Source organism: Pseudomonadota bacterium (assembly GCA_039815145.1).
Classification (GTDB): domain Bacteria; phylum Pseudomonadota; class Gammaproteobacteria; order Steroidobacterales; family JBCBZW01; genus JBCBZW01.
Map to the genome: position 1 here is coordinate 1 of JBCBZW010000050.1, position 23649 is coordinate 23649.

Annotated in this window: 17 protein-coding genes and 1 pseudogene; 16 read left to right on the top strand and 2 right to left on the bottom strand. The window is 68.4% G+C overall.

Features of this window, described 5'->3' with window-relative positions; all coding sequences use genetic code 11:
* The 12 genes from dinB to AAF184_13685 all read left to right on the top strand — a co-directional run.
* Positions 1 to 955, top strand: a 955-nt coding sequence (dinB, locus tag AAF184_13630; protein ID MEO0423375.1) for a DNA polymerase IV, incomplete at its 5' end; no start/stop codon positions are given.
* 108 nt (positions 956 to 1063) lie between these two features.
* Positions 1064 to 1780, top strand: coding sequence for a putative metalloprotease CJM1_0395 family protein (locus AAF184_13635; protein MEO0423376.1), 717 nt, complete (start codon positions 1064 to 1066; stop codon positions 1778 to 1780).
* A gap of 88 nt (positions 1781 to 1868) precedes the next feature.
* Positions 1869 to 3647 carry an AAA family ATPase gene (locus AAF184_13640; protein ID MEO0423377.1) on the top strand — a complete coding sequence of 593 codons (1779 nt, stop codon included), beginning with the start codon at positions 1869 to 1871 and terminating at the stop codon, positions 3645 to 3647.
* A 9-nt stretch (positions 3648 to 3656) separates the two neighbouring features.
* Positions 3657 to 4502 (top strand): general secretion pathway protein GspB, encoded by an 846-nt coding sequence (locus tag AAF184_13645; protein ID MEO0423378.1) that lies wholly within the window; start codon positions 3657 to 3659, stop codon positions 4500 to 4502.
* Between the two features lie 6 nt (positions 4503 to 4508).
* Positions 4509 to 6425, top strand: coding sequence for a DegV family protein (locus AAF184_13650; GenBank protein MEO0423379.1), 1917 nt, complete (start codon positions 4509 to 4511; stop codon positions 6423 to 6425).
* A gap of 31 nt (positions 6426 to 6456) precedes the next feature.
* Complete coding sequence (locus AAF184_13655) at positions 6457 to 7911, top strand: hypothetical protein (protein MEO0423380.1); 1455 nt, start codon at positions 6457 to 6459, stop codon at positions 7909 to 7911.
* 5 nt (positions 7912 to 7916) lie between these two features.
* A complete protein-coding gene (locus tag AAF184_13660) occupies positions 7917 to 8309 on the top strand; it encodes a DUF488 family protein (protein ID MEO0423381.1) in 393 nt (130 codons plus the stop codon).
* Positions 8310 to 8400: 91 nt separating this feature from the next.
* A complete protein-coding gene (locus AAF184_13665; protein ID MEO0423382.1) occupies positions 8401 to 8862 on the top strand; it encodes a (2Fe-2S)-binding protein in 462 nt (153 codons plus the stop codon).
* Positions 8863 to 8865: 3 nt separating this feature from the next.
* Positions 8866 to 11049, top strand: a complete 2184-nt coding sequence (locus AAF184_13670; GenBank protein MEO0423383.1) for a xanthine dehydrogenase family protein molybdopterin-binding subunit — start codon at positions 8866 to 8868, stop codon at positions 11047 to 11049.
* 2 nt (positions 11050 to 11051) lie between these two features.
* The gene (locus AAF184_13675) at positions 11052 to 11750 is read left to right on the top strand and encodes an Isoquinoline 1-oxidoreductase subunit (protein MEO0423384.1); all 699 of its coding nucleotides are present in this window, start codon (positions 11052 to 11054) and stop codon (positions 11748 to 11750) included.
* A 372-nt stretch (positions 11751 to 12122) separates the two neighbouring features.
* A complete protein-coding gene (locus AAF184_13680) occupies positions 12123 to 13475 on the top strand; it encodes a M48 family metalloprotease (protein MEO0423385.1) in 1353 nt (450 codons plus the stop codon).
* Entirely contained in the window at positions 13475 to 14314 is an 840-nt protein-coding gene (locus tag AAF184_13685; GenBank protein ID MEO0423386.1) for a hypothetical protein, read from the top strand. The genes AAF184_13680 and AAF184_13685 overlap by 1 nt, the downstream gene beginning before the upstream one ends.
* 50 nt (positions 14315 to 14364) lie before the next feature.
* Here the strand turns inward: AAF184_13685 and AAF184_13690 are convergent, their stop codons facing one another.
* The gene (locus tag AAF184_13690) at positions 14365 to 15138 is read right to left on the bottom strand and encodes an ABC transporter permease (protein ID MEO0423387.1); all 774 of its coding nucleotides are present in this window, start codon (positions 15136 to 15138) and stop codon (positions 14365 to 14367) included.
* Positions 15135 to 16127, bottom strand: a pseudogene (locus tag AAF184_13695) (ABC transporter ATP-binding protein). Before AAF184_13695 ends, AAF184_13690 begins: the two are co-directional and overlap by 4 nt.
* A gap of 276 nt (positions 16128 to 16403) precedes the next feature.
* Here AAF184_13695 and nudC point away from each other — a divergent pair.
* Genes nudC through AAF184_13715 form a run of 4 tightly spaced genes read left to right on the top strand, consistent with a single transcriptional unit; the run spans position 16404 to position 23601 of the window.
* On the top strand, positions 16404 to 17366 hold the full coding sequence (gene nudC, locus AAF184_13700; protein MEO0423388.1) for an NAD(+) diphosphatase: 963 nt from the start codon (positions 16404 to 16406) through the stop codon (positions 17364 to 17366).
* Positions 17367 to 17369: 3 nt separating this feature from the next.
* Positions 17370 to 18173, top strand: a complete 804-nt coding sequence (locus tag AAF184_13705) for an NRDE family protein (protein ID MEO0423389.1) — start codon at positions 17370 to 17372, stop codon at positions 18171 to 18173.
* Entirely contained in the window at positions 18173 to 19945 is a 1773-nt protein-coding gene (locus AAF184_13710) for an autotransporter assembly complex family protein (protein MEO0423390.1), read from the top strand. Before AAF184_13705 ends, AAF184_13710 begins: the two co-directional genes overlap by 1 nt.
* Positions 19942 to 23601, top strand: coding sequence for a translocation/assembly module TamB domain-containing protein (locus AAF184_13715; protein MEO0423391.1), 3660 nt, complete (start codon positions 19942 to 19944; stop codon positions 23599 to 23601). The genes AAF184_13710 and AAF184_13715 overlap by 4 nt, the downstream gene beginning before the upstream one ends.
* Positions 23602 to 23649 lie beyond the last annotated feature (48 nt).

Here is a 23649-nt window from a genome sequence, read left to right on the forward strand (position 1 = left end):
CACCAACCGAGGCGTGGTCGCCGCCGCCAGCTACGAAGCGCGCCGCTACGGCGTGCGGTCGGCCATGCCGATCCGTCAGGCGCTCGAACGCTGCCCGGAGCTGGTACGCGTGCCAGTACGCATGGCGCGCTACCGGGAGGTGTCTTCCCAGGTGTTCGCTGTGTTCCACGAGCACGCCTCACAGGTGCAGGGCCTTTCCCTGGACGAGGCCTACCTGGACGTGACGGAGGCCGCCACCGCCAGCGACATCGAGACCATCGGCAAGCGCATCAAGGATCTGATCAAAGACCGCACCGCCCTGACCGCCTCCGTCGGCATGGCGCACAACATGCTACTCGCCAAGATCGCCTCGGATCTCGACAAGCCGAATGGATTCGTTCACATCCGACCCGAACAGGCCAGCGACATGCTGGCCGAACTCCCCGTACGACGCCTGGCCGGCATCGGCCCGCGCACGGCAGACCGGCTCAAGGAGCTCGGCATCGACACGCTGGCGCAGCTGCACGCGGCCAGCGAAGCTCGCCTTCGCCCCATATTAGGTAACCACGCCCGCGTGGTGCGGGACCGTGCCATCGGCATCGATCATCGCCAGGTGGTCAGCGATCGCGAGGACCGCAGCGTCAGCGCCGAAGACACCTTCGATCGAAACATCACGGCACCTCAAGGGCTACACCAGGAGCTGACGGCGCTCACCAACCGCGTCGCTGAACGGCTCCAGCACAAGGGCCTTCGCGGAGGCCTCGTGCGGGTGAAGATCCGCCGTCGCGACTTCACCACGCTCACCCGCCAGCGTCGCATCGCCCCGCCCACCGACGAGGCATCGAGCCTGCTCGCTGTGGCGGGGGAACTGCTCGATGAGTGGATCGCCGGCGAGCCGCGCTTCAGCGTCCGGCTCCTGGGCGTGGGCGTGGGCGAGCTGCAGCAGCGCGATCAGCTGGATCTGTTCGGCGCCTGACGAACGTGCGCTGGCGCGCAAGTCCCAGCTCGCGCCTCCGCAGCCCCTCAACTTCCGTGCTAGAGCGCCGTTAGCGATCGGCAGGAGAGGGAGAACCACGAGGTTTCCATGTCATTCGCGATCAACGCCCCCGCTGAGCTGCTGCCGAGCGCACCCCCGAGCCCCCCGGAGCCCCCGCTGGTGGCCCCCGTGGGTGCCGCCAGCGAGAACAGCGGCGCGGGCGATGCGAGCCAGGCGGGGGTGGGCGGCCAGGGCGGCAACGCCTCCCAGGGCGGTAGCGCTCAGCCCGAGCCAGCCGGCTCGGACGCGCGCGAGCAGGTGACCTCCGAGGCTCAGGCCCAACAGAATCTGACCGAGGCGGAGCAGCGCGAGCTGCGTGAACTCCAGGCACGGGATCGCGAAGTGCGCGCTCACGAGGCCGCGCACGCCGCCGCTGCCGGCAGCCTGGCGCGCGGCGCCCCCACCTACACCTACGCGCGTGGGCCGGACGGTCGTCAATACGCCGTTGGCGGCGAGGTTCAGATAGATACTGGGGTGATCGCCGGAGATCCACGCGCCACGCTGGAGAAGGCTCAGCAAATCCAGCGCGCCGCCCTGGCCCCCGGGGAGCCCTCGGCCCAGGATCGCGCCGTGGCGGCCGCGGCAGCCCAGATGGCCACGGAGGCCCGCGCCGAGCTGGCCGACAGCAGCAAGCTCAGCTGCCCCGAGTGCGGGGGCGAACACGACGCCGCCGCCCACCAGGGCCTCTCGACCTACGCCGAAGTGGCCGGCGCCGAGCCCCCTCGAGCCGTCGAAACGACCTCCGCAGCCTCTGCCGAGAACTGATCGATTCGGAGCGAACTCCCTGAATTAGCAGGTTTCGCGGTACACTGGATGGCCGTATTCAGCACCGCGGCCCGCCGCGCTCCGTCGCATGTACACGAGCTATTTCGGCCTTCGTGAAAAGCCCTTTTCGATCACGCCCGACCCCCGCTTTCTCTACCTGAGCGAGCGGCACGCGGAGGCGCTCGCGCATCTCCAGTACGGCGTGCTCGAGAGCGGCGGCTTCATCCAGCTCACGGGCGAGGTCGGCACCGGCAAGACCACCGTCATGCGCGTGCAGCTCGCCAAGCTGCCCGAGCAGGTGGAAGTCGCCGCCATTCTCAACCCGCAGGTGGACCTGATCGGCTTCCTGCGCACGATCTGCCACGAGTTCGGCATCACGCCGGCCGAGCAAGACCACAAGTCATTGCTCGATGCCCTCAACGCCCACCTGCTCCTGTGCCACGCGAAGGGCAAGCGAGCGGTGCTGGTCATCGATGAGGCGCAGAACCTCGACCGCTCGGTGCTGGAGCAGATTCGGCTGCTGACCAATCTCGAGACGGAGACGGCCAAGCTGCTGCAGATCATCCTGATCGGCCAACCGGAGCTGCGTGAGACCTTGGCCCGCACCGACCTGCGCCAGCTGGCGCAGCGGATCACCGGCCGCTATCACCTAGGCCCCCTGTCGGCACAGGAGACGGCCGACTACGTGCGCCACCGCCTGGACGTGGCGGGCGCGACTACCGACATCTTCACCCCGCCTGCGCTGCGGGAAGTGCACCGGGTGTCGGGCGGCGTGCCACGCCTGGTCAACGTGGTGTGCGATCGCTCCCTCCTCGGTGCCTACTCGAAGATGGAGCGACAGGTGAGCCCGCGCCTCGTACGCCGCGCCAGCGAGGAGGTGCAGGGACCCCGCATCAACCCCCGCGACGGCCAAGGCCCTGGCTGGTTGCCCCTGGCCGCTGCCGCGACGGTGGCCGCCGCGGCAGCGGGGCTCGGCGGATGGTGGCTGGCGAACTCCGGCACAGACCTAACTCCCGCGGTAGCGGCCGTGCAGGAACCGCCTGCGGCGGCCGCGCCGACCGTCGCCGCTCCCGTGGTGGCGCAGACCGCGCCCGCGGGTCCGGTAGACACGGCCGCGAGCGAGCCCGTGGCGCCGGTAGGCGAGGAGTCCACTCCGTCACCGTCGCTCGACGAGCTGCTGGTCACCTACGCGAGCGAGACCACGACGGCCCGCGCCTTCGACGCCCTGTTCCAACGCTGGGGCTTGCCGGGCGTCGACCTCGATCAGGAACCCTGCGACCGGGCGCGCCGGGAGGGTCTGCGCTGTGAGGTGCAACTCGGGTCCTGGGCCCTGCTGCAGGCGATGGACCGGCCGGCGATCCTGTCCCTGGTCGATCTCGGCGGCGAGCGCCATCACGTGGTGGCCACGCGCCTGCAGGACGGCGAGATCGACCTGCAGATCGGCGACGAGTCGCACACGCTCGCCCTCAACGACGTCACGCCACGCTGGATGGGCGAGTACCTGCTGCTCTGGCGCCCGCACCCGGACGCGGATGGTCTCCTGCGCCCGGGCTCGCGTGGGCCCGGCGTCGCCTGGCTACGAGAATCGCTCACCAGCTTGTCCGGCGAGTCCCTGCTCACCAGCGGTTCCACCACACCGGACCTCTACGACTCTGCGCTCACGGCGCAGGTGCGCGACTTTCAACGTGAGGCGCGCTTGGCCGTAGACGGCCTGGCCGGCTTGCACACGTTGATCGTCCTCAACGCCGCCCTCGAACCGGACGGCGTGCCCACCCTCTCCGACAGCCGTGCCACGGATGGCACGAGCAGCGGCGACAGCGCCCGCTTGGCGAGCGGCCGTCAGTCGTCCTCCGGTGATCAGGAGTAAGCAACCGGCATGTCACTCATACTCGACGCTCTGCGCCGCGCCGAAACGCAGCGCCATACGCAGAGCCAACCCGTCTACTCCCTGCCGAGCGGTCGCCGCGCGCGCAGTGATGCGGCGCCCCTGCCGCAGAGCGCACTGATCGCTGCCGCGGCAGGCGCGGTGATCATCGCCGCCGCCGCGGTCACCTGGATGGCCATGCGCTCCGGGGCCAGCGAGCAGGGCACGGCGTTTGCCCCGACACCCACCTCACGCCCCAGGGAAGCCGCTCCGCAGACGCCGGCCCCGCGGCCCGCGAGTCCGCGCGTGGCGCGCAGCGACTCCCAGCGCGAGATGTCCAGCCTCAGCGCCCTGGCGAGGGCCGATGATCCGGTGGTCGTGCGGCCTAGCCCGGCAGCGGCCACGGCGGCACCCAGCGTTGCGCCCGGCAGCGTGCAGGTGGTCGAGGCGCAGTACCAAAACACACCCTCACCGTCGGCGCAGCGCAACGTCACCCCAGGCACGGTGGTCGTCCGCGACCTGCTGGCCGAGGAAGGCATCACTGCGGGTGGGGGCAGCATCACGGTGGCCACGCCGACGGCACCGACGCCAGCGCCGGTGCAGGCGACACCGGCCGCCCCAGCGCCGCAGCCGACGCGCGTGACGCCGAGCGTCGCCAACCTCGCCGCAGCGCCGACGGAGTTCACCCTGAACATGCTGAGCACCAGCCCAGACCCGGCGGACAGCTACGTCTACATCAACATGCAGCGTTACGCGATCGGCGACCAGACTTCTGAGGGCGCGGTCGTGGACGACATCAGCAACGCAGGCGCCGTCATCCGCTATCGCGGCCAACGCTACCTGCTCAAGTCACGGTAAGACTTCATGTTCGACGACGAAGGACAGTACGAGAAACACGTGAGCGAAGCCCAACTCATCGATGGCCGACTGCGAGCACCTGCGATCAACTACCTCGATGGCCAGCGCCTGGCGCGCGGCCTGCGGGCGGGCATCGCACGGGTGTTGGCGGACAAGGACGCGCTGAACAAGATCAACGTGTTCCCCGTGGCCGATGGGGACACGGGCACCAACATCGCCTCCACCCTGGGCACGGTGTTGGTTCGCCTGGACGAGTCGGAACAGCACGCGGGGCGCCTGCTGGCGGGCGTCGCCGACGCCGCCCTGGACGGGGCGCGCGGTAACTCCGGTGCCATCCTCGCCCAGTTCTTCCAAGGCCTGTCGGACCACACCGCCGACCTGCCACGCCTCGATGCCAAAGAGTTCGCCGACGCGGTCAAGCGCGGCGCGCGCTACGCCCGTGAAGCGCTCTCGCAGCCGCGCGAGGGCACGATCCTGTCCGTGCTGTCCGAGTACGCCAAGGCCCTGTCCCAGCAGCGCCAGCCCAAGACCGGGGCCACGGACATGCGGGTGGTGCTCCAACACGGCCTCGCCGCCGCCCGCCGCGCCCTGGCCAACACGCCCAAGCAGCTCGAGGTGCTACGCAAATCCGGCGTCGTGGACGCCGGTGCCAAGGGCTTTGTAGATCTGCTCGAAGGCGTCGACGACTACCTGCGCAGCGGCTCCCTGCGCGAGCAGACCCACGTGGCGGACATCGCGGACGCCGACGCCTTCGCGGCGGAACTCGACAGCTACGAAGAGTCCGAATTCCGCTTCTGCACCGAGTGCCTGATCACCGGTGATGACATCGACCGACGCAAGCTGCGCGAGCAAACGGCGGCGATAGGTGACAGCGTGGTGATCGCCGGCAGTCGGCGCAAGGTGAGGCTGCACATCCACACCGATCATCCCGATCAGGTGTTCGAACTCGCCGCACGCCAGGGCGTGGTCAGCGGCCAGAAGGCCGACGACATGCACACGCAAGCCGGCCACGTGCACCATCAGTCGGCGCAGAAGGTGGCCGTGCTCATGGACAGCGCCGGCGATGTGCCCGAGGACTTGATCGAGGAGCACAACATCCACCTCGTGTCCCTGCGGGTGCACTTCGGCGACACCAACTTCCTGGACAAGGTGACGCTGACGCCGGAGGAGCTGTTCGAACGGATGAAGACGGATCCTGAGCATCCGTCCACCTCGCAGCCGAGCCCGGCTGACCTGCGACGGCAGTTCGACTTCCTCGCCTCGCACTACGAGTCCGTGCTCTCCGTGAACGTGACGTCGAAGGCGAGCGGCACCTGGCAGGCCGCGGCCAGTGCTGCCCAACGGGCGACCCAGCCGGAGAAGCTCCACGTGCTGGACACGGGTAACGCCACCCTCGGCCAGGGCCTCATCGCCGTCTACGCAGCGGAGTGCGCGAAGGCCGGCTACAACCTCGAGACCACCCTGGCCCTGTGCGAGGCGATCGGTCAGCAGACCAAGGCCTACGCCTACGTGCGCGACCTGCGCTACGCCGTGCGCGGCGGCCGCGTCCCCGGCGGTGTGAAGGCAGTGGCGGACCTGCTTCGCCTAACACCTATCTTGGGCAATCGCCGCGACGGACGCATCACGGCCGTCGGCGTACTGGCCGGCCGCACGAAGCTTCCCGAACGATTGACCCGGTTCATCTCGGCCCGCCACGCGAGCGATTCGCGCCTGCGGATCTTCGTGGGTCACGGCGACGCCCCCGCCGACTGCGAGGAGCTGGCCCAGCGCTTGCGCACCGCCTACCCGTCGCACGAGAGCTGCCACCAGACGGAAGTGGGCACGGCCCTCGGCGTGCACGGCGGCCCCGGCCTGGTCGTGGTCGGTCTGCAGCACTACGTACCGCCTGCGGAACTCGCCGCGCAGCTGGGGCTCGAAGTCTGAGTTCATTCTCACGCGAGGTCGCCAGCTGCGCATGTTCTCATCGTCGATAGGCGACCTCACGACTCCTAAGCGCGTTGCGCTCATCGCGCTCACCCTGCTCAGCCTCGGCGCCGGCGCCGCCGAGCGCCTGCACCGCTACGACGTGCAGGTGGACGGCGCCCTCGAGCGGCTATCTGTACACGCCTGCCTCGCCGCCGGCACCAGCGAGCGCCGCCTCGGCACGGGCAGCTCTCGCGCCGGCAGCTTCCTGATCCGTGATGCCCTCTCGAACAACCTGAGTCTTCGCGGCGATGGGCAACTGCGCTTCACCGGCTCTGGGGATGGGCGCTGCTTCGACTACGCCGTATCGCTCGAGCGCGCCCGCGGCGCCAACGACTCTCGACTGCTCAGCCGCTACGAATCGGATCTCGTGACGCGCTCGACCCTCTGGCTGTGGCGACCGGTCTCGCCACGGGAGGGCGATGACATCGAAGTGCGCTTCTCGCTCCCGTCCGGGCTCAACGTGTCGGTACCGTGGCAGCGGGTTGGCGATGGGTCCACCCACACCTATCGCGTCGGCGCGACCTCACGCTACTGGCCTGCGCGCACCGCGTTCGGCCGCTTCGACACGCAGACGGTGCGCGTCGCCGGCGCGCGCCTGCACCTGGCAGCCCTCGCCGGCACCAGGCCGCGGGAGATGACCCAATGGCTGCAGGAGGCGGCAGGGGCCGTCACCGAACTCTACGGGCGCTTTCCCGTGCCGGACGTGCAGGTGCTCGTCATCCCCTACGGCCGCGGCAACGAGGCCGTGCCGTGGGCACAGATCGTGCGTGGTGGCGGCAGCGCGGCGCTGTTCTTCGTCGATCCCTCGCGGCCCCTGCGCGAGTTCCGTCAGGACTGGACCGCCACCCACGAGTTCAGCCACCTGCTGCTGCCGTTCCTCAACCGGGACGACGCGTGGCTATCGGAAGGTCTCGCCAGCTACTACCAGGAGGTACTGCGCGCCCGCGCCGGCCTGCTCGATGAGCGCCGCGCATGGGAGCGCATCGAGGCGGGCTTCGACCGCGGCCGCGCCCAGGGCAAGCTCTCCTCCCTGGCCTACCTCTCGAGCGAGATGGGACGGGAGCGCGCCCACCGCCACGTGTACTGGAGCGGCGCCGCCTTCTGGCTGGAGATGGACGTGCTCCTGCGCCGCCAGGGCCAATCGCTGGACGAGGTGCTGTTGGCGCTCGGCGACTGCTGCCTGCCAGCCACGCAGATGTGGACGGGCCAGCAACTGCTGGGGCAGCTCGATCGCCTCAGCGGCTCCACCCTCTTCACCCGCACCGGCGAGCGCTACGCCAGGCAACGGGGATTTCCGCCGATGCAGACCTTGTTCACCGAACTCGGGGTGCGTGTGTTCGGCTCGGACTCCGTGCAGCTGGACGACGGCGCGCCCGACGCCCGCGTGCGCCAGGCCATCATGAGGGCATCGACCGCGAACGCGGCGCCCTCGGCGGGGAACTGACGCGAATGGCGGTGCGTGTGGTGCGCCTCGGCAGCCCTCGCGCCGACGACGAGGGCCTGCGCATCGGCACGGTGCGCCGCCCGCCGCGCGGTGTGCCGAAGGCGGAGTTCGCGAGCCGCGACCTCTACGACGTCTGGTTCCCCAACCTGGCCCCCAGCGAAGCGCTGCTCAAGGACTTCTTCCCCCTGGCCGACGAGGCCGCCTGGAAGCAGTTCAAGCGCCGCTACCTGGCGCAGATGAAGGCCCCCGATCAGCGCCGCGAGATCGCCCTGCTCGCCGCCCTGTCGCAGCACACCAACTTCTCCGTCGGTTGTTACTGCGAAGATGCTTCGCGCTGTCATCGTTCACTGCTGGAGGAACTGTTGCGCAAGGAGGGCGCGCGCTTCGCACCGGCCTGAGGGCCGCCGCCACTTGTCGCCCCAGCGTTATGGTAGACACTGCCATCCTCAGGGCGTCATCCTTTGCGGCAGAAGCCCTAAGGAGTCCTCCATGGCCATCAACGTCACCGTAAACGGCGAGCAGCGCACGCTCGACGTCGATCCCCAAATGCCCCTGCTGTGGGCCATCCGCGACCACCTGCGCCTTACCGGCACGAAGTTCGGCTGCGGCATCGCCCAGTGCGGCGCCTGCACCGTGCACGTCAACGGTCAGCCGCGGCGCGCCTGTGTCACGCCCGTGGGCTCGGTCGCCGACCAGGCGATCACCACCATCGAAGGCCTCGAGGGCGACGAAGCGGTGGCCGTGCAGGCGGCCTGGGAGCAGCTCGACACGCCGCAGTGCGGCTACTGCCAGTCCGGCCAGGTGATGTCCGCGGTGGCCCTGCTGAAGCAGCGGCCCAAGCCCAGCGCGCAGGACATCGACGCCGCCATGAGCGGCAACGTCTGCCGCTGCGCCACCTACGTGCGCATCCGCGAGGCCATCCACCTCGCCGCCGACAAGCTGGAGGGCTGAGCCATGTCATCGACCGCACCTCCCACCAATCCCGCCCGGCGCCAGTTCATCGCTGGCGCCAGCACCTTGGTCGTGGGCGCCAGCCTGCCCATCGCGCCACGGCTGCAGGCCGCCACGGGCCCGGCCAGCGACTCGGGCACCTTCGCGCCTAACGCGTTCGTTCGGGTGAACGAGGACAGCACCGTCACCGTCATCGTCAAGCACATCGAATTCGGCCAGGGCCCCTGGACGGGTCTCGCCACGATGGTGGCCGAGGAGCTCGACGCGGACTGGTCCCAGATTCGCGCCGAGCACGCACCGGCCAATGCCGCCCTCTACGCCAACGCCGCCTTCGGCGTGCAGGGCACCGGTGGCTCGACGGCCATCGCCTCTTCCTACCTGCCCATGCGCCAGGCTGGCGCCGCCGCCCGGGCGATGCTGGTGAGCGCCGCGGCCCGCGCCTGGGACGTGCCGGCGGGGGAGATCACCGTCAGCAGCGGCATCATCAACCACGCCGCGAGCGGCAAGCAGGGCACCTTCGGCGAGTTCGCCCGTCTCGCCGCGACGGAGGAAGTCCCCGCCGAGCCCGCGCTGAAGTCTCCCGACCAGTTCACCCTGATCGGCCGGGACACGCGCAAGCTCGACACCCAGGCCAAGACGACCGGCGCCGCCGACTTCACCTTGGACGTGTACCGCCCGGGCATGCTCACGGTGGTGGTCGCCCACCCGTCGCGACTCGGGGCCAAGGTGGCCAGCGTGGACGACAGCGCCGCCCGCGCCGTACCGGGGGTGGTCGACGTACGGCGGATCAGTGCTGGGGTTGCGGTGTACGGTCGCGACACCTACTCCGCCTTACAAGGTCGTAAGGCGCTTGAGATCACCTGGGACGACACGGCGAGCGAGAAACGCTCCACCGAGCAGCTCGAGCAGGCCTGGCTGGCCACCGTGCGTAAGGGTCCCGGTACGGTCGCCGGGAGCCACGGCGATATCGACGCAGGCTTCGGTGCCGGCACTGAGACCTTCGAAGCCGAGTACGTCTTCCCCTACCTTGTCCACGCCCCCATGGAGCCCCTCGACGGCGTCATGGAGCTGGGCGAAGACGGCCACCTCGATGTGTGGATGGGCAGCCAGCTGCAGACCGTGGACCAGGGCACCATCGCCGCCGTCGCCGGCGTGGAACCCACCAAAGTACGCGTGCATACCATGCTCGCCGGCGGCAGCTTCGGTCGCCGCGCCCAGCCCACCTCCCACTTTGCTGCGGAGCTGACCGAGGCCTGGAAGGCGCACGGTGGGGAGACCCCCATCAAGTTGATGTACACGCGGGAGGACGATATCCAGGGCGGCTGGTACCGTCCGCTCACGGTGCATCGCCTGCGCGGCGCCCTCGACGACGACGGCAACATCGTGGCCTGGGACCAGACCATCGCCAGCCAGTCGATCCTACAGGGATCGCCCTTCGAGGGCATGATCGTGAACGGCGTCGACACCACCATGGTGGAAGGCGCCCGCGAACTGCCCTACGCCCTCTCCAACATGCGAGTCACCGCGCACATGACCGAGAGCCCGGTCACCACCTTGTGGTGGCGTTCGGTCGGTCATACGCACACGGGTTACGCCGTGGAGACCTTCCTCGACGAGCTGCTCGAAGCCGGCGGTCAGGACCCGGTCGCCGGTCGCCTCGCCCTGATGGGCGACAAGTCGCCGCGTCTCGCGGCCACCCTCGAGCGCGCCGCGAAGATGGCGCAATGGGGCCGAGAGGCGGAGCCGGGACACGCCTTCGGCGTCGCCTGCGTCGAGTCCTTCGGCAGCTTCGTCACCCAGATCGTCGACGTGTCCCTCGGCGATGACGGCATGCCTCACGTGCACAAGGTGTGGTGCGCCGTCGACTGCGGCGTGGCGATCAACCCGAACGTGGTCACGGCCCAGATGGAAGGGGGCATCGGCTACGGGTTGGGCGCCATCCTGCACAACGCCCTGGAGCTCGCCCCCGGCGGCACGGTGCGCCAGTCGAACTTCCACGACTACCCGTCCTTGCGACTGAGCGAGATGCCCGAGGTGGCGGTGGCGGTGATCGCCTCGCGCGAGGCGCCGACCGGCGTGGGCGAACCCGGCGTACCACCGATCGGCCCTGCCGTCGCCAATGCCGTGCGCAAGCTGACGGGCGGGACGCCTCGCCTGCTGCCGATGCGCCGCAGCCTCAGCGCGTGACCATGCGCACTGGGGTCATCAGCACGCTGGCGGCCCTGGCCGCCAGCCTGATCGTAGCGCTAGGCCTGAGCAGCGTGGTGCTGGCCGATCACCACCACGGCACGAAGAAGTCCTCGCAGGAGAGCGTCGAGCTGGGCAAGAAGATGCGCCCCACCGGCTCTCTGATCGTGAACGGTCTGCGCACGCCCGCCGCCTTCGCCTACATCAAGGACGATGACTCGCGGGCGCGAGCCCTGTTCGCGGAGATGGCCAAGGTGATGCAGCATCCGCGCTGCGCCAATTGCCACCCCGTGTCGGGGGGGCCGCGGCAGGGCGACGATCAGCATGCGCACGTACCCCCCGTGGGTCGGGGGATCGCAGGCATCGGGCCCTACGCCATGCAGTGCACGACCTGCCACGGCACGACCAATGTGGCCTACACGAGCATGCAGGGCTCCGTGCCCGGCGCCCAACCCTGGCGCCTGGCGCCTGCCAGCATGGGGTGGCTCGGCCATGAGCTCGATGCGCTCTGCCGTCAGGTGAAGGACAAGGCGCGCAACGGGGGCCGCTCCCTCGATGATCTCATCGCCCACCACACCACCGATCACCTTGTGAACTGGGCCTGGCACCCGGGCGAGGGGCGCACCCCGGCGCCTGGTGATCAGGCCACCTTCGGCGCGCTCACGGCGGCGTGGGTGGAAGCAGGTGCGGGCTGCCCATAGGGGCGGCTCGAACCTGCCTCGCCTCGGACGGCAAGCGACTCGGCCAGCCACCTTGTCCGATAGGCGAATGAACCGAAGCAGACGCCAGAATCCTCCAAACCGCCTCCCGCACCGATTGCCGACCGCGAAGCCATGTTCGCGAGACCCCACACCGAATCGATCGATTATGTTGAAGGTGCCCTCGCCCTAAGCCGAGATCGCCTGTCTTCTGCCTCGCCTTCGTTGTCACCTTCATCGAGCCACGATCTGTCCGGACATCCGATCCCGTGCAGTTTGCGAGGATGATTCGAACTTCTTGATCAGCTAGTCTCCCCCATCGCCAAACCGGATTTGTGACCGAGTAAACCGGTTGCTCGATGCAGGGGGATCACGGTGAGAACTGCACTTCGCCGCCACGCGGCCACACTCGCCAGCGTTTTCGCAGCTGTGTTGCTGCCTATCGTTACCTACGGCGCCGTCGAGGTGCCCGAAGGCGCGAGCGTCGGCCAATACTCGACGCTCGACGACATGGATCGCAAGGATCGCGACGTGGTGCAGAACGCCTCGGAGCTCGAGGCCTACTTTGAGCGCCGTGGATTCGTGATCCACGATGCGGCATTCGACGCCTACATGCAGGAGATCGCCGCCAAGCTGATGCCGCCCGCGACCGACCCGTTCATCGACTACCGGTTCGCCGTCATCAACGATCCCGTGCCCAACGCGTTCGCCCTGCCGGACGGCCAGATCTACGTGCACTCGGGGCTCATCGCCTGGCTGGAAAGCGAGGCGCAGTTCGCCGGCTTGCTAGCCCATGAGATCAACCACGTAGCCGGGCACCACACCCTGCTCACGATGCGCGACGTGCGCAAGGACGCCGTGGGCACCACGGTAATCACCGGCATGCTGGGCGCGGGCCTCGGCCTCGGCGGCGCGCTGGCGGGTAGCCTGATCACGCTCGGTGTGATCTCCGAGATGTACGAGCACAGCCGTGAGTGTGAGGCCGAGGCAGACGTCGTCGCCGTCGAACGGCTGGTCGACGCGGGCTACGACGTGGCTGAGTTCGCCGAGATGTTCATGGTGCTGAAGCAGGATTTCGAGGGGCTCAACGTACAGGGCGGGCGCGCCTGGCGCACGCACCCCTACCTCGACGAGCGCCGAGTCGCAGTCCTCTCCACCGTCTCCCCCACGCCTACGGGGGATGTCGGCCGCGAACGCTACCAGACGATGTCGCGGCGTATCGCCCTGGGCACGGTCGAGGACTACCTCGAGATCGACATGCCCCGCTCGGCCTACAACCTGGCGAAGACCCTCGAGGCGCGTTACGGGGAGTCCGCACAGCTACACCTTTCGTTGGGTGACGCGTTGGTCGCCCTCGGCGCCCGCGACACCTCCGCCGACCTCACGCTGAACGACCGCGACAAGCGCCGCAATCAGCGCGACCGGGTCAATTTCACCCGCGAAGAGCGGTTCGAGGCAGCGCTCGCGGCGCCCGAAGCGCAGCGCCAACTGGGCGACAACATGGCCCAGGCGATCGAACACTACAACATCGCCAAAGCCGACCCCGAGACGGAACTTCAAGCCCTGCGCGGCCTCGGTGATGCCTTCCTCCTACAGGGCGAGCACCGAGCATCCGGGCGCGCCTACATGCAGTACCTGAAGAAGCACCCGGAGGCGCTCGACCGCAGCATCGTGATCGATCGCCTGCGGGTCGTTCGTGACGCTCTGACAAAAGAAGGAGAATCCTGATGACACGCTCGACCTATCGCCGTGGGCCCCTCGCCGTACTGGGCGTCGCGATGATGCTGCTGCTTCCCATCACCGCATCCGCCAAGTGGTTTGCGACGCCTGACTTCGCCGATCCCAGCGAGCGACCCAAGCGCCTGCTGCTGCTGCCGACGCAAGCGGTCCTGTTCCATCAGAAGATCCTCCTGCAGGAGGAGATGCTTGCGGAGACCGAGATGCTGGAGCAGGGCATGGACGCGTCCCTGCGAGCGCACTTCGAGGAGTTGGGCTACGAGTTGGTCAGCCTGAGTATTGAGGAGATCACGGCGGACGAAGAACTGCGCGACCTCTACGCGAGCGCGCGTACCAGCTTCTCCACGGAGCAGAAGTCGATCACCCGCAAACCGAAAGGGGTGAAGTACGAACGCTTCAATGGTGGCGACGGCAGCCGCCTGCTCGCGCGCCGCTTCGACGTCGACGCGGTGGTCTACCCACGCCTGATCGCCGAAGCCGTGGGCGCCGGCAAGGTCGCCATGGCCATCCTCCTCGGCGGTGGCGCCGGTTACTCGCGGGTGGACGTGGGGGTGGTGGATGCCGAGTCCGGGGTGGTGTCGGCCTACTACTTCATCAACACCGGCGGCCTGCCGATGAAGAAGATGCTCAACAACACCCGCGAAGTCACCGATCGCATCGTCCTCGCTACGCTCAAGCGCTACCCGGCCCCCGACAAGAAGCTGAAGATTCGTATCTCGGATGAGGAGCTCGCCAAGCTCGAGGCGGAACCTGACGAGAACGAAGACAAGGTCTTGGACGACCTGGAAGACCTGCTCGGCGAGGATCCCGCGGAAGAGTCCGCTTCCTAAGCGAGCATTGTTTCTGGGCCCGTCGCCACCGCGACGGGTCCACCCCCTGCCTAGGACCGCATCCCCGTGCCCTTGCGCATCAGGTGGATCGCGATCGCGTACAGCGCCAGGGCGAAGACGATGATGATCGTGAAGGCCGTGCCGATGCTCACGTCCGACTCGCCGAGGATGCCGTAGCGAAAGGCATTCACCATGTAGAGGATGGGGTTCACGCGCGAGATCTCCTGCCAGGGTGAGGGCAGCAGATCGACCGAGTAGAAGACCCCGCCAAGGTAGGTGAGGGGCGCCAGGACGAAGGTGGGGATGATCGAGATGCCTTCGAAGTCCTTGGCGAAGATGGCGTTGATCAGTCCGCCTAGGGAGAACACCACGGCGGTGAGCAGCACCACGGCGATGGTCACCGGCAGGTTGACCACGCTCAGGTTGGTGAACAGCAGGGCAATCACCGTGACCAGGGCGCCGACCAACAAGCCGCGCAGCACGCCTCCGCTCACGTGGCCCAGGATGATCAACCAGTTCGGCATGGGCGAGACCAGCATCTCCTCGATGTGCTTGCCGAACTTGGCGCCGAAGAACGACGACACCACGTTGCCGAAGGAATTGTTGATCACCGACATCATGATCAGACCCGGCGCGATGTACTGCATGTAATCGAAGCCCGCCATGGGCCCGATGCGCTCGCCGATGAGCGTGCCGAAGATGATGAAGTACATGCTCACGGTGATCACGGGCGGCACGATCGTCTGCACCCAGATGCGCATGATGCGCGAGTACTCCTTGCGCACGATCGTCATGAAGCCGATGGTGTTGGTGGCCACGCTCATCGGCTGCCCTCCACCGCTGCGGTGCTCGAGGCTGCGGCCGCCGCCGCTTCTTCCGCCTGCTGGCGATCACGGTCTTCCACCAGGCGGACGAATAATTCCTCTAGGCGGTTGGCCTTGTTGCGCATGGTGGGCACGCGGATGCCGGCGCCGGTGAGGGCCTGGAAGATGTCGTTGAGGCACTTGCCCTGGTCCTGGAAGACGTCGATCTCGATCGAACACTCATCCACCTGGCGCGTGTCGAACTCGCTGAGCGCGGCTCGCGCCGCCTCCGCCTGGGGCTCTGCCAGGTCCAGCACGAAGGTCTCCACGTGGAGCTTGCGCAGGAGGCTGCTCATGCCGTCGCGCTCGATGATCTGCCCATCGTCGATGATGGCGATGTTGCGGCAGAGGGTCTCCGCCTCCTCGAGGTAGTGGGTGGTGAGGATGATGGTGGTGCCCTCGCCGTTGATCTTGCGCAGGAAGTCCCACATGGAGCGACGGATCTAGATGTCCACCCCGGCCGTGGGCTCATCCAGGATGAGCAGGCGTGGCCGGTGCACGAGGGCGCGGGCGATCATCAGGCGTCGCTTCATGCCGCCGGAGAGGTTGCGGGCCCGATCGTTGCGCTTGTCCCACAGCTTCAGCTCGCGCAGATAGAACTCGGCGCGCTCGGCCGCCTGGCCGCGAGGAATGCCGTAGTAGCCCGCCTGATTGATCACGATGTTCTGCACGCGGTCGAACAGGTTGAAGTTGATCTCCTGGGGCACGAGGCCGATCTGGGCCTTGGCCACCTCCAGCTCGCGATCGATGTCGTGGCCGAACACGCTCACCGTTCCCGCGGTCTTGGAAACCAGGGAGGTGATGATGCCGATCATGGTGGTTTTGCCGGCGCCGTTGGGACCGAGCAGGGCAAAGAAGTCGCCCTCGTCCACATCCAGGTCTAAGCCACGCAGCGCCTGAAGGCCCGTGGCGTAGGTCTTGGTCAAGCCGGAAATCGACAGTGCTTTCATAGCCATCCGATAGTGGTCGGCCGTCACGCTGCCGCTCGCGCGTCGAGGCGCGCCGGACATGGGTGGGGGGTGACGGCGTGAGGTGTGGGGGCCGATCAGGGCCGGTGGATGCGGGTTTTGGGGGACCGGTCCACCGGGCCTGAGGCCACTGCGTTATCATACCATGCGTCCCCGCGGCCCCCCCGTTTCGGCGGCGAGGGCCACCCGCCCGCAGCTGCCAGGGCAGGCGCTGACGCCACCGATTACACCCCGGCAGTACTCGAACCAGATCCGAAGATGTCCGACGCTTTCCCAGCCAACGTGTTCGCCGGCGGCCATCCGCAACGCGCCGTACACCGACGCAAGGACGATGGCTGGCTGCGCAGCGACAGCACCGCGCGCGACGCCCTGTTCGTGCCCGTGTGCGATGACCACACGCTGATCGAGACCCAGCCGCAGCCCCGCGCACGCCTGCTGCGCTATACCGAAATCACCACCTTGGAGCTGCATCGCGAGGAGTGGATCTTCCTCGGTGAATATCGCTCCCAGCACTATTTCGCTCTCGATTGCCCGAGCCACCTCGCCGACTCCCTGAGTGCCCTCGGCCGCCTCGAGTCCCTACGCCGCCACGCCACCTTGGTGGATCGCGAGGATGCGGGCTTGCTCGCCTACGCCCGGGCTATGGTGCTGTGGCACCGAACCCACCGCTATTGCTCGCGTTGCGGCACATCCACCGAGAGCGCCGAGGGCGGCCACATGCGCCGCTGCACCAAACCCGCCTGCGGCGCGCGCCAGTTCCCGCGCCTCGACCCGGCCGTGATCGTGCTGGTGAGCCGGGGCGAGCGCTGTCTCCTCGGGCGCCAACCCAGCTGGCCGCCCGGTCGCTACTCCACCGTGGCCGGCTTCGTGGAACCGGGCGAGGGCCTGGAGGACGCCGTGCGCCGTGAAGTCGCCGAGGAGACCAACATCCAGGTCGCCAACGTGCGCTACCACTCGTCGCAGCCGTGGCCCTTCCCGTCCTCGCTCATGATCGGCTTCACCGCCGAGGCGACTAACACGGACATTCGTCTCAACGACGAAGAGCTGGAGGACGCGCGCTGGTTCGATCGCGGCGAGCTGCTGCAGCAGATGATCGCCATCCGCGCCGGGCGCACGATGGAGCTGTCGATCGCCTTCCGACTCATCGCACACTGGTACGACCAGGAGCAGCCCGGACGCCTGGTGGATGAGCTCGAACGCGCCCTGCGCGAGGCCGACTGATCCATGTGCCTACTCGCGATCGCCTGGCGCTGCCACCCGCGCCACGACCTGGTGTTCGTCGGTAACCGGGACGAGTTCTACGAGCGGCCCACGCAGGCGGCCGCCTGGTGGCAGGCCGGCGAGCGGGCGATGTTCGGGGGGCGCGATCTGCTGGCCGGGGGCACCTGGCTGGGCATACGTCGGGACGGCGCCTTCGCCACGGTGACCAACGTACGTGAGCCAAACGCCCGCCGCGCAGGTGCCCGGTCGCGCGGTCACCTCATCACCTCCGTGCTGCGCGCCGAGGATGGGCTGAGCACGCTCGCCACGCTGCGCGATGACGGCGAGCACTACGCCCACTACAACCTGCTCGCGGGCACCTTCTCGCCCTCGCCGCGCCTGGCCTACCTGAACAACGTCGAAGGGGAGCTGCACCAGGACCTGCCCGCTGGTGTCTACGTACTGAGCAACCATCGCCTCGATACCCCCTGGCCCAAGGCCGAGCGCATCCGTCAGGCCGTTCAGCGCCTGGTGGATGAACCTTCCGCCGCGGGCGATGACCAAAGGCTGATCGACGCCCTCCTCACCATCATGAGCGACCGCCACGCCGCCCCTGACGACGCCTTGCCCGCCACCGGCCTGCCCCTCGACCGCGAGCGCGCCCTGTCCTCGCCCTTCATCGAGACCCAGGGCTATGGCACGCGGGCCACGACGGTGATCCTCGCCAGCGCCGGCGGTGACGCTCATTTCGTGGAGCAGAGCTTCGGCCCAGGCGGTCAGGTGGGCGAGCGGGTCGATGAGCGCTTCGCGCTGGACCCAAAGGCCTGATGGATCGGGTAGGTCACCCCGGCGGGCGGCTCAGGGCCGCCGCCAAGGCCGTCCTGCTCGTGATCTTCATCGCGACCGGTGCCGATGCGGACACGGTGTCCGTGAGCCTCTCGGGCGTCGAGGGCGAGGAAGAGAAGAACGTACGCGCCTACCTGAGCCTCGCCCGAGCCGACGATGACGATCGGCAACTGAACGCGCTCAACATCCGCACCTTGCACGGGCGAGCGCCCCAGCAGATCGCCGAGGCCCTACGCCCCTTCGGCTACTACGAACCCAAGATCAGCAGCACACTCGCCCCGCCGTCAGAGGCTGCCGACGCAGAGCCCTCGCCTTGGCGCGCGCGTTACGAAATCACCCTCGGCCGCGCCGTACGCCTGCGAACCGTCGACTTGCAGTTGCACGGGGAGGGTGCCGAGGATCCCCGACTCATCGGTAACGTGGCCGCGCTTCCCCTGCGCACGGGCGATCGTCTGTCCCACCCCACCTACGAGCAAAGCAAGGGCCAGCTGCTGGAGATCGCCCATGAGCTCGGCTACCGCGACGCCACCTTCACCACCGCCCGCCTCGAAGTGGATCCGGTGCGGGCTAAGGCCGATGTTCATCTCGTGTTCGATACGGGTATCGCCTACCGCTTCGGAGAGCTGCAGATCGAGCAGGACGTGATCCGCGAGTCGCTCCTGCGTCGCTACGCCACCTTCGAGGCGGGAGAGCCCTACTCCACGCAAACGCTGCTCGACTTCGAGTATCGCCTGTTCGACTCGGGCTACTTCGCCACCGTGATGCTCGAGCCCCTGGCGCCCGAGGGCGATGTCGTGCCCATCCGCCTCACCGCCACGCCGGGCCCCCGGCGCGCGTGGAACCTGCGGGGTGGCTACGGCACGGACACAGGGCCGAGGATCGGCGCGGGCTTCGAGAGCCGTCGCTTGAACAGCCGAGGTCACCGCTTGCGCGCCAACCTCGAGCTGTCCGTGCCCCAACAGGAGCTCGGGTCGGAGTACATCGTGCCCCTGAAGCGCCCGGCCAGCGATGAGCGCAGCTATCAGCTGGGCCTCGCCAACCAGGAACTCGGCGACACGGACAGCCGGCGCGTCGAACTCGGCGTGCGCGAGACACGCCGCGACGGCCCCTGGCAACGGATCCGCTACCTGCGCTACCGCGCCGAGCGCAACATCACCGGCGATGAGGAAAGCACCGCGCAGCTGCTGGTGCCCGGCTACACCCTCGTGCGCGCGAAGAGCGACAACGTCACCTACCCCAGGCGCGGCACCTATCTGGAGGTAGACCTCCACGGCGGACTGGACGAAGCGCTGTCCGACACGAGTTTCCTGCAGCTACGCAGCGACCTGCGCCTTATTCACCCTGTAGGCGAACGAAACCGGTTACTACTGCGTGGCGAGTTGGGCGCGATCGTCGCCGATGACTTCGACCAGCTGCCCGCCTCCGAGCGGTTCTTCGCTGGCGGGGACCGCAGCGTCCGCGGCTTCGCTCTGAACCAGCTCGGCCCGCGGGACGGGGAAGATCAGGTGGTGGGCGGTCGCTACCTGGTGGTGGCCAGCGCCGAATACGAGCAACGCATCGTGGGCCCGTGGGGCGTCGGCGTCTTCGTCGATGCAGGCAATGCCTTCGACGACGCTATCGACCTCGAGGTGGCCGCTGGGTTCGGGCTGCGCTGGCTCTCACCGATCGGCATGGTGCGCTTCGATCTCGCCCAGCCGATCACCGACGGTGACGACGGTTGGCGTATCCACTTCACCTTCGGGCCAGAACTGTGAAGCGAACGCTTCGCTGGGTCGCCCTGGGCACCATCGCCATGTTGGTGGTCGTCGCCCTCGCGAGCACCCTCGCGCTGGTCACGCCCCTCGGCACTTGGGCCGTGAATCGCTTAGGTCTACCCGGAGCGTTGCCGAGCGGGGTAACGGTGGAAGGCTTGAGCGGGCGACTCGCGGGCGACCTGCAGCTGTCGCGCCTACGCGTGGTCGGCGATGGCTTCGCGGTGGAGGTCCGCGATGGCGAGGTCGAGTTCTCGCCCTGGGGATTACTGCTCCCACCACGGTCTCTTCGCATCGAGCGCATCGCCGCCGCGGAAGTGGTGGTGGAACAGACCCCGACGCAGGCAAGCAAACCACCTGCTCAGAGCGGCCCGATCCCCCTGGGCGCGCCCCAGCTGCCCATGTCCGTGCTGGTCGATGACGTCGATGTCGACCTGGTGGAGGTAAGCACCGCTAGCGGTTGGGCCGCGACGATCACCGCCCTTCGCGCCGCCGGGGCTTGGCGCCCGGAAGGCGCGTCGGTCGAAGGCTTGCGCTTTGCCGCGCAGGTACGCGCTCCCGAGGGTGACGGCGCCATCGCCAGCTTCGAAGCACGGGGCAAGGCCTTGTGGCCGAGCGACTCCGGCCAAGCCAGCGAAGCCCTCCTGACGCTGGCCGGAGAAACCGCGGGCTTGCCGGCGCTCGAGATCACCGCGGGCCTGCAGGGCGCCCTGGCGGGCCAGCCCACACTATCGCTGACCAGCGCCGCCCCGTTGGCCGCCGTGCTCGAGGGTCGCGTGCGTGGCCTTAAGAACCCCTCGACCATGGCGGGTGATGCACGCCTTACGCTACCCGAGGCGATCGACCTGGCGCTCTTACATGAGAAGCTGCCGCCGATCACGCTCACGGGAACGCTGGCGGCCGCCCTGGAGGATCAGACCTTGAGCGCCCAGCCCAGGCTCACCATCGGGCTCGAGGCGTTCGATGTCATCGCGCCCGATCGACGCACCGCCATGGTGGAAGGGTTAGTCACCGTCCGCACGGCTGGCACCGCGCCCGCTACCCTAGGGGTGGAGGAGTTAGCTGTTTCCCTAGGTAACCCCGAAGCGCCCTCCGGGCGGATCTCGGTGAAGGGCACCGCCACCGCCGAGCCCTCCGTAGACGCCAGCGTGCGCATCGACGGTCTGGATCCGGCGTGGGTCGCCCCCCAGTGGAACGGTCGGCTGGAGGGCGATATCGCGCTGGTCGCCGCCCTGCAAGACGGCGCAGCGCTACCCAACATCGAACTTCGCGAGTTCATCGTGCAGGGCGAGCTGCGCGAGCAACCGGTCGTCCTGCAGGGCAAGGGCAGCTTCAACGACGAGGGGCGCTTGACGATCGACGGACTGACCGGCCGCAGCGGCGAGGCAACCCTCGATGTCGACGGTGCCCTGACGCTACTGCCGAGCACGGGCTGGCTGCCCAGCGCCGCGACGCTCGAGGCGGCCTTGGAAGTCCCGGACCTCGAGGAAGTGATGCCCTACGGCTCAGGGAGTCTGTCGGGACAGGCGACGCTGCAAGGCGACCTCGACAACCCGGTGGTCGTGGCATCGGTGAGTGCCCAAGCGCTGGCCCTCGACGGCAACATCGCTCTAGATAGCGCAAGCGCGGACATCGATGTCCAAGGTCGCGACGCGCTCTCCGTCGACGTGAGCGCGCAACGCCTCCAGCTTGCCGGCACGTCCCTGGCACGGGTCACAGCAGGGGCCGAAGGCAGCCTCGACCAACACGAGCTAACGCTTTCGATCGTCAACCCTGAGGGCACGCTACGCACGGCGGTCAGCGCCGAGGCGGACATCGACGGCCGGCGCTGGGTCGGTACCCTGCGGGAGTTCTCCCTGAACGCCCTCGATCGAGAATGGCGCTTGGCCGCAGGCGGCGACCAATCACCCACCGCCGAACCGCCGCGTTTGCTCATCTCGACGCAGGAACAGTCGCTCTCGCCCCTGTGCGTCGCGGCGCCTCCCCATTCCGATCGCCTCTGCGTCAACGGCAAGGCCGAGGGCGAGGTCCTGGACGCTCAGCTGACCTTGGAGTCGGTGGCCCTGCAGCCCTGGACCAGCCTCCTGGCGCTACCTATCCGCATCGACGCCAGCCTGGCGGGAGACCTTCGCGCTCAGCGCACGGCGCAGGACGCGTTGCCCACGGTGGCTGGGGGCGTGCGCTTGTCACCCGGCGAACTCACCTTGAGCCCGATCGACCAGGAGGAAGTCGGCGAACGGGCCCTGCGCTGGGATCAACTCTCGGTGGAGATCGACACGGTGGAGGAGAGCCTCATCGCAAGCGCCACGGCCGATCTCACCGACGCGGGACGCGTCGACGCGCAGGCTCGCTTGCCACGCGCTCTCCTGGGGTCAGGGTTCGAGCCGTCGGCCCACGAGGTGGAAGCGTCCGTTCGCGGTGCCCTGGAGATCCCCGAGCGCCTGGCCGACGCCATCCCCGGGGTGACCGACCTCAGCGGTCGGGCCACAGTGGATCTTTCGGCCAACGGCGCACTCAATGCGCCTCGCCTGCTTGGCAGCGTCGAGGTGCGCGAGGTGGAGGCCGATATCGCCCAGGCCGGGCTGCATGTGCAAGACGGAGAGCTCACGCTGCGCGCCGAGGACAACACCCTGAGCGTCCGCGCTCGCGCGGGCACCGGCGAGGGCGTCTTGCAAACGCAAGCGACCTTCGAACGGGACGATACCGCGTGGCGCGGAGCGTTCTCCCTCGACGGCGAACGGGTGCTGTTGATGGACACGCCCCAGGTACGCGCCTTCATCACCCCATCGCTGCGCGCCCGCGTCGATTCGGCGGCACAGACGATCGAACTCGACGGCTCCGTGCTGGTGCCCGAAGCGCGCCTACGGCCCATCGATCTTTCGAACGCCGTGCGGACATCGAACGATGAGGTCATCGTCGGCCAAGCGGCCGCCGAGACCGACGATGGCTGGCGCACCAGTGCGGACCTTACGCTCGCCCTAGGTGAGGATGTGAGCTATCGCGGGGGCGGCTTCACGGGTTTTCTGCGCGGCGAACTCGCCGTGCGTGAGCGACCGGGGGAAGTCACCACCGGCAACGGCGAACTCAGCGTCGCCGACGCCCGCTTCTCCGTCTTCGGCCAGACCCTGGAGGTCAACCGGGGCCGGGTGGTGTTCATCCGCTCGCCGCTCACCAATCCGGGGCTCGACGTGCAGGCCAGTCGCAGCGTCGACGACGTCACCGTGCGGGTGGACGTGCGCGGCACCCTGCGCGACCAGGTGATCACCGTCTCCTCCACCCCAGCGCTACCTCAGGCCGATGCCCTCTCCTACCTGGTCGTCGGCAAGCCCGTGAGCGAACTGCAGGGCGGCGGTGACTCGGAGCTCCTCGCGAGCGCGGCCCGCCAGGGGGGACTCGCCGGCGCCGACCTGCTGGCGCGCCGGGTCGGGCGCCGCATCGGCCTCGACGACTTCGGCGTGGAGCAGGAACAGGGCGGGGAGAACGCTCAGCTGGTGGTGGGCAAGTATCTGTCGCCACGGCTGTACGTGCGCTACGGCCTCGGCCTGTTCGAGACCCTGAACACGTGGCTCCTGAGGTACGATCTCTCGCGGCGCTGGGCCGTAGAGACGCAGACCGGCGCGCAAAATTCCGTCGACGTGCTCTACTCCATCGAGAACTGATCCCGGCGTCATTGGGCTCCCTGGGATCGGCGCGCGTCGCTCCTCGCC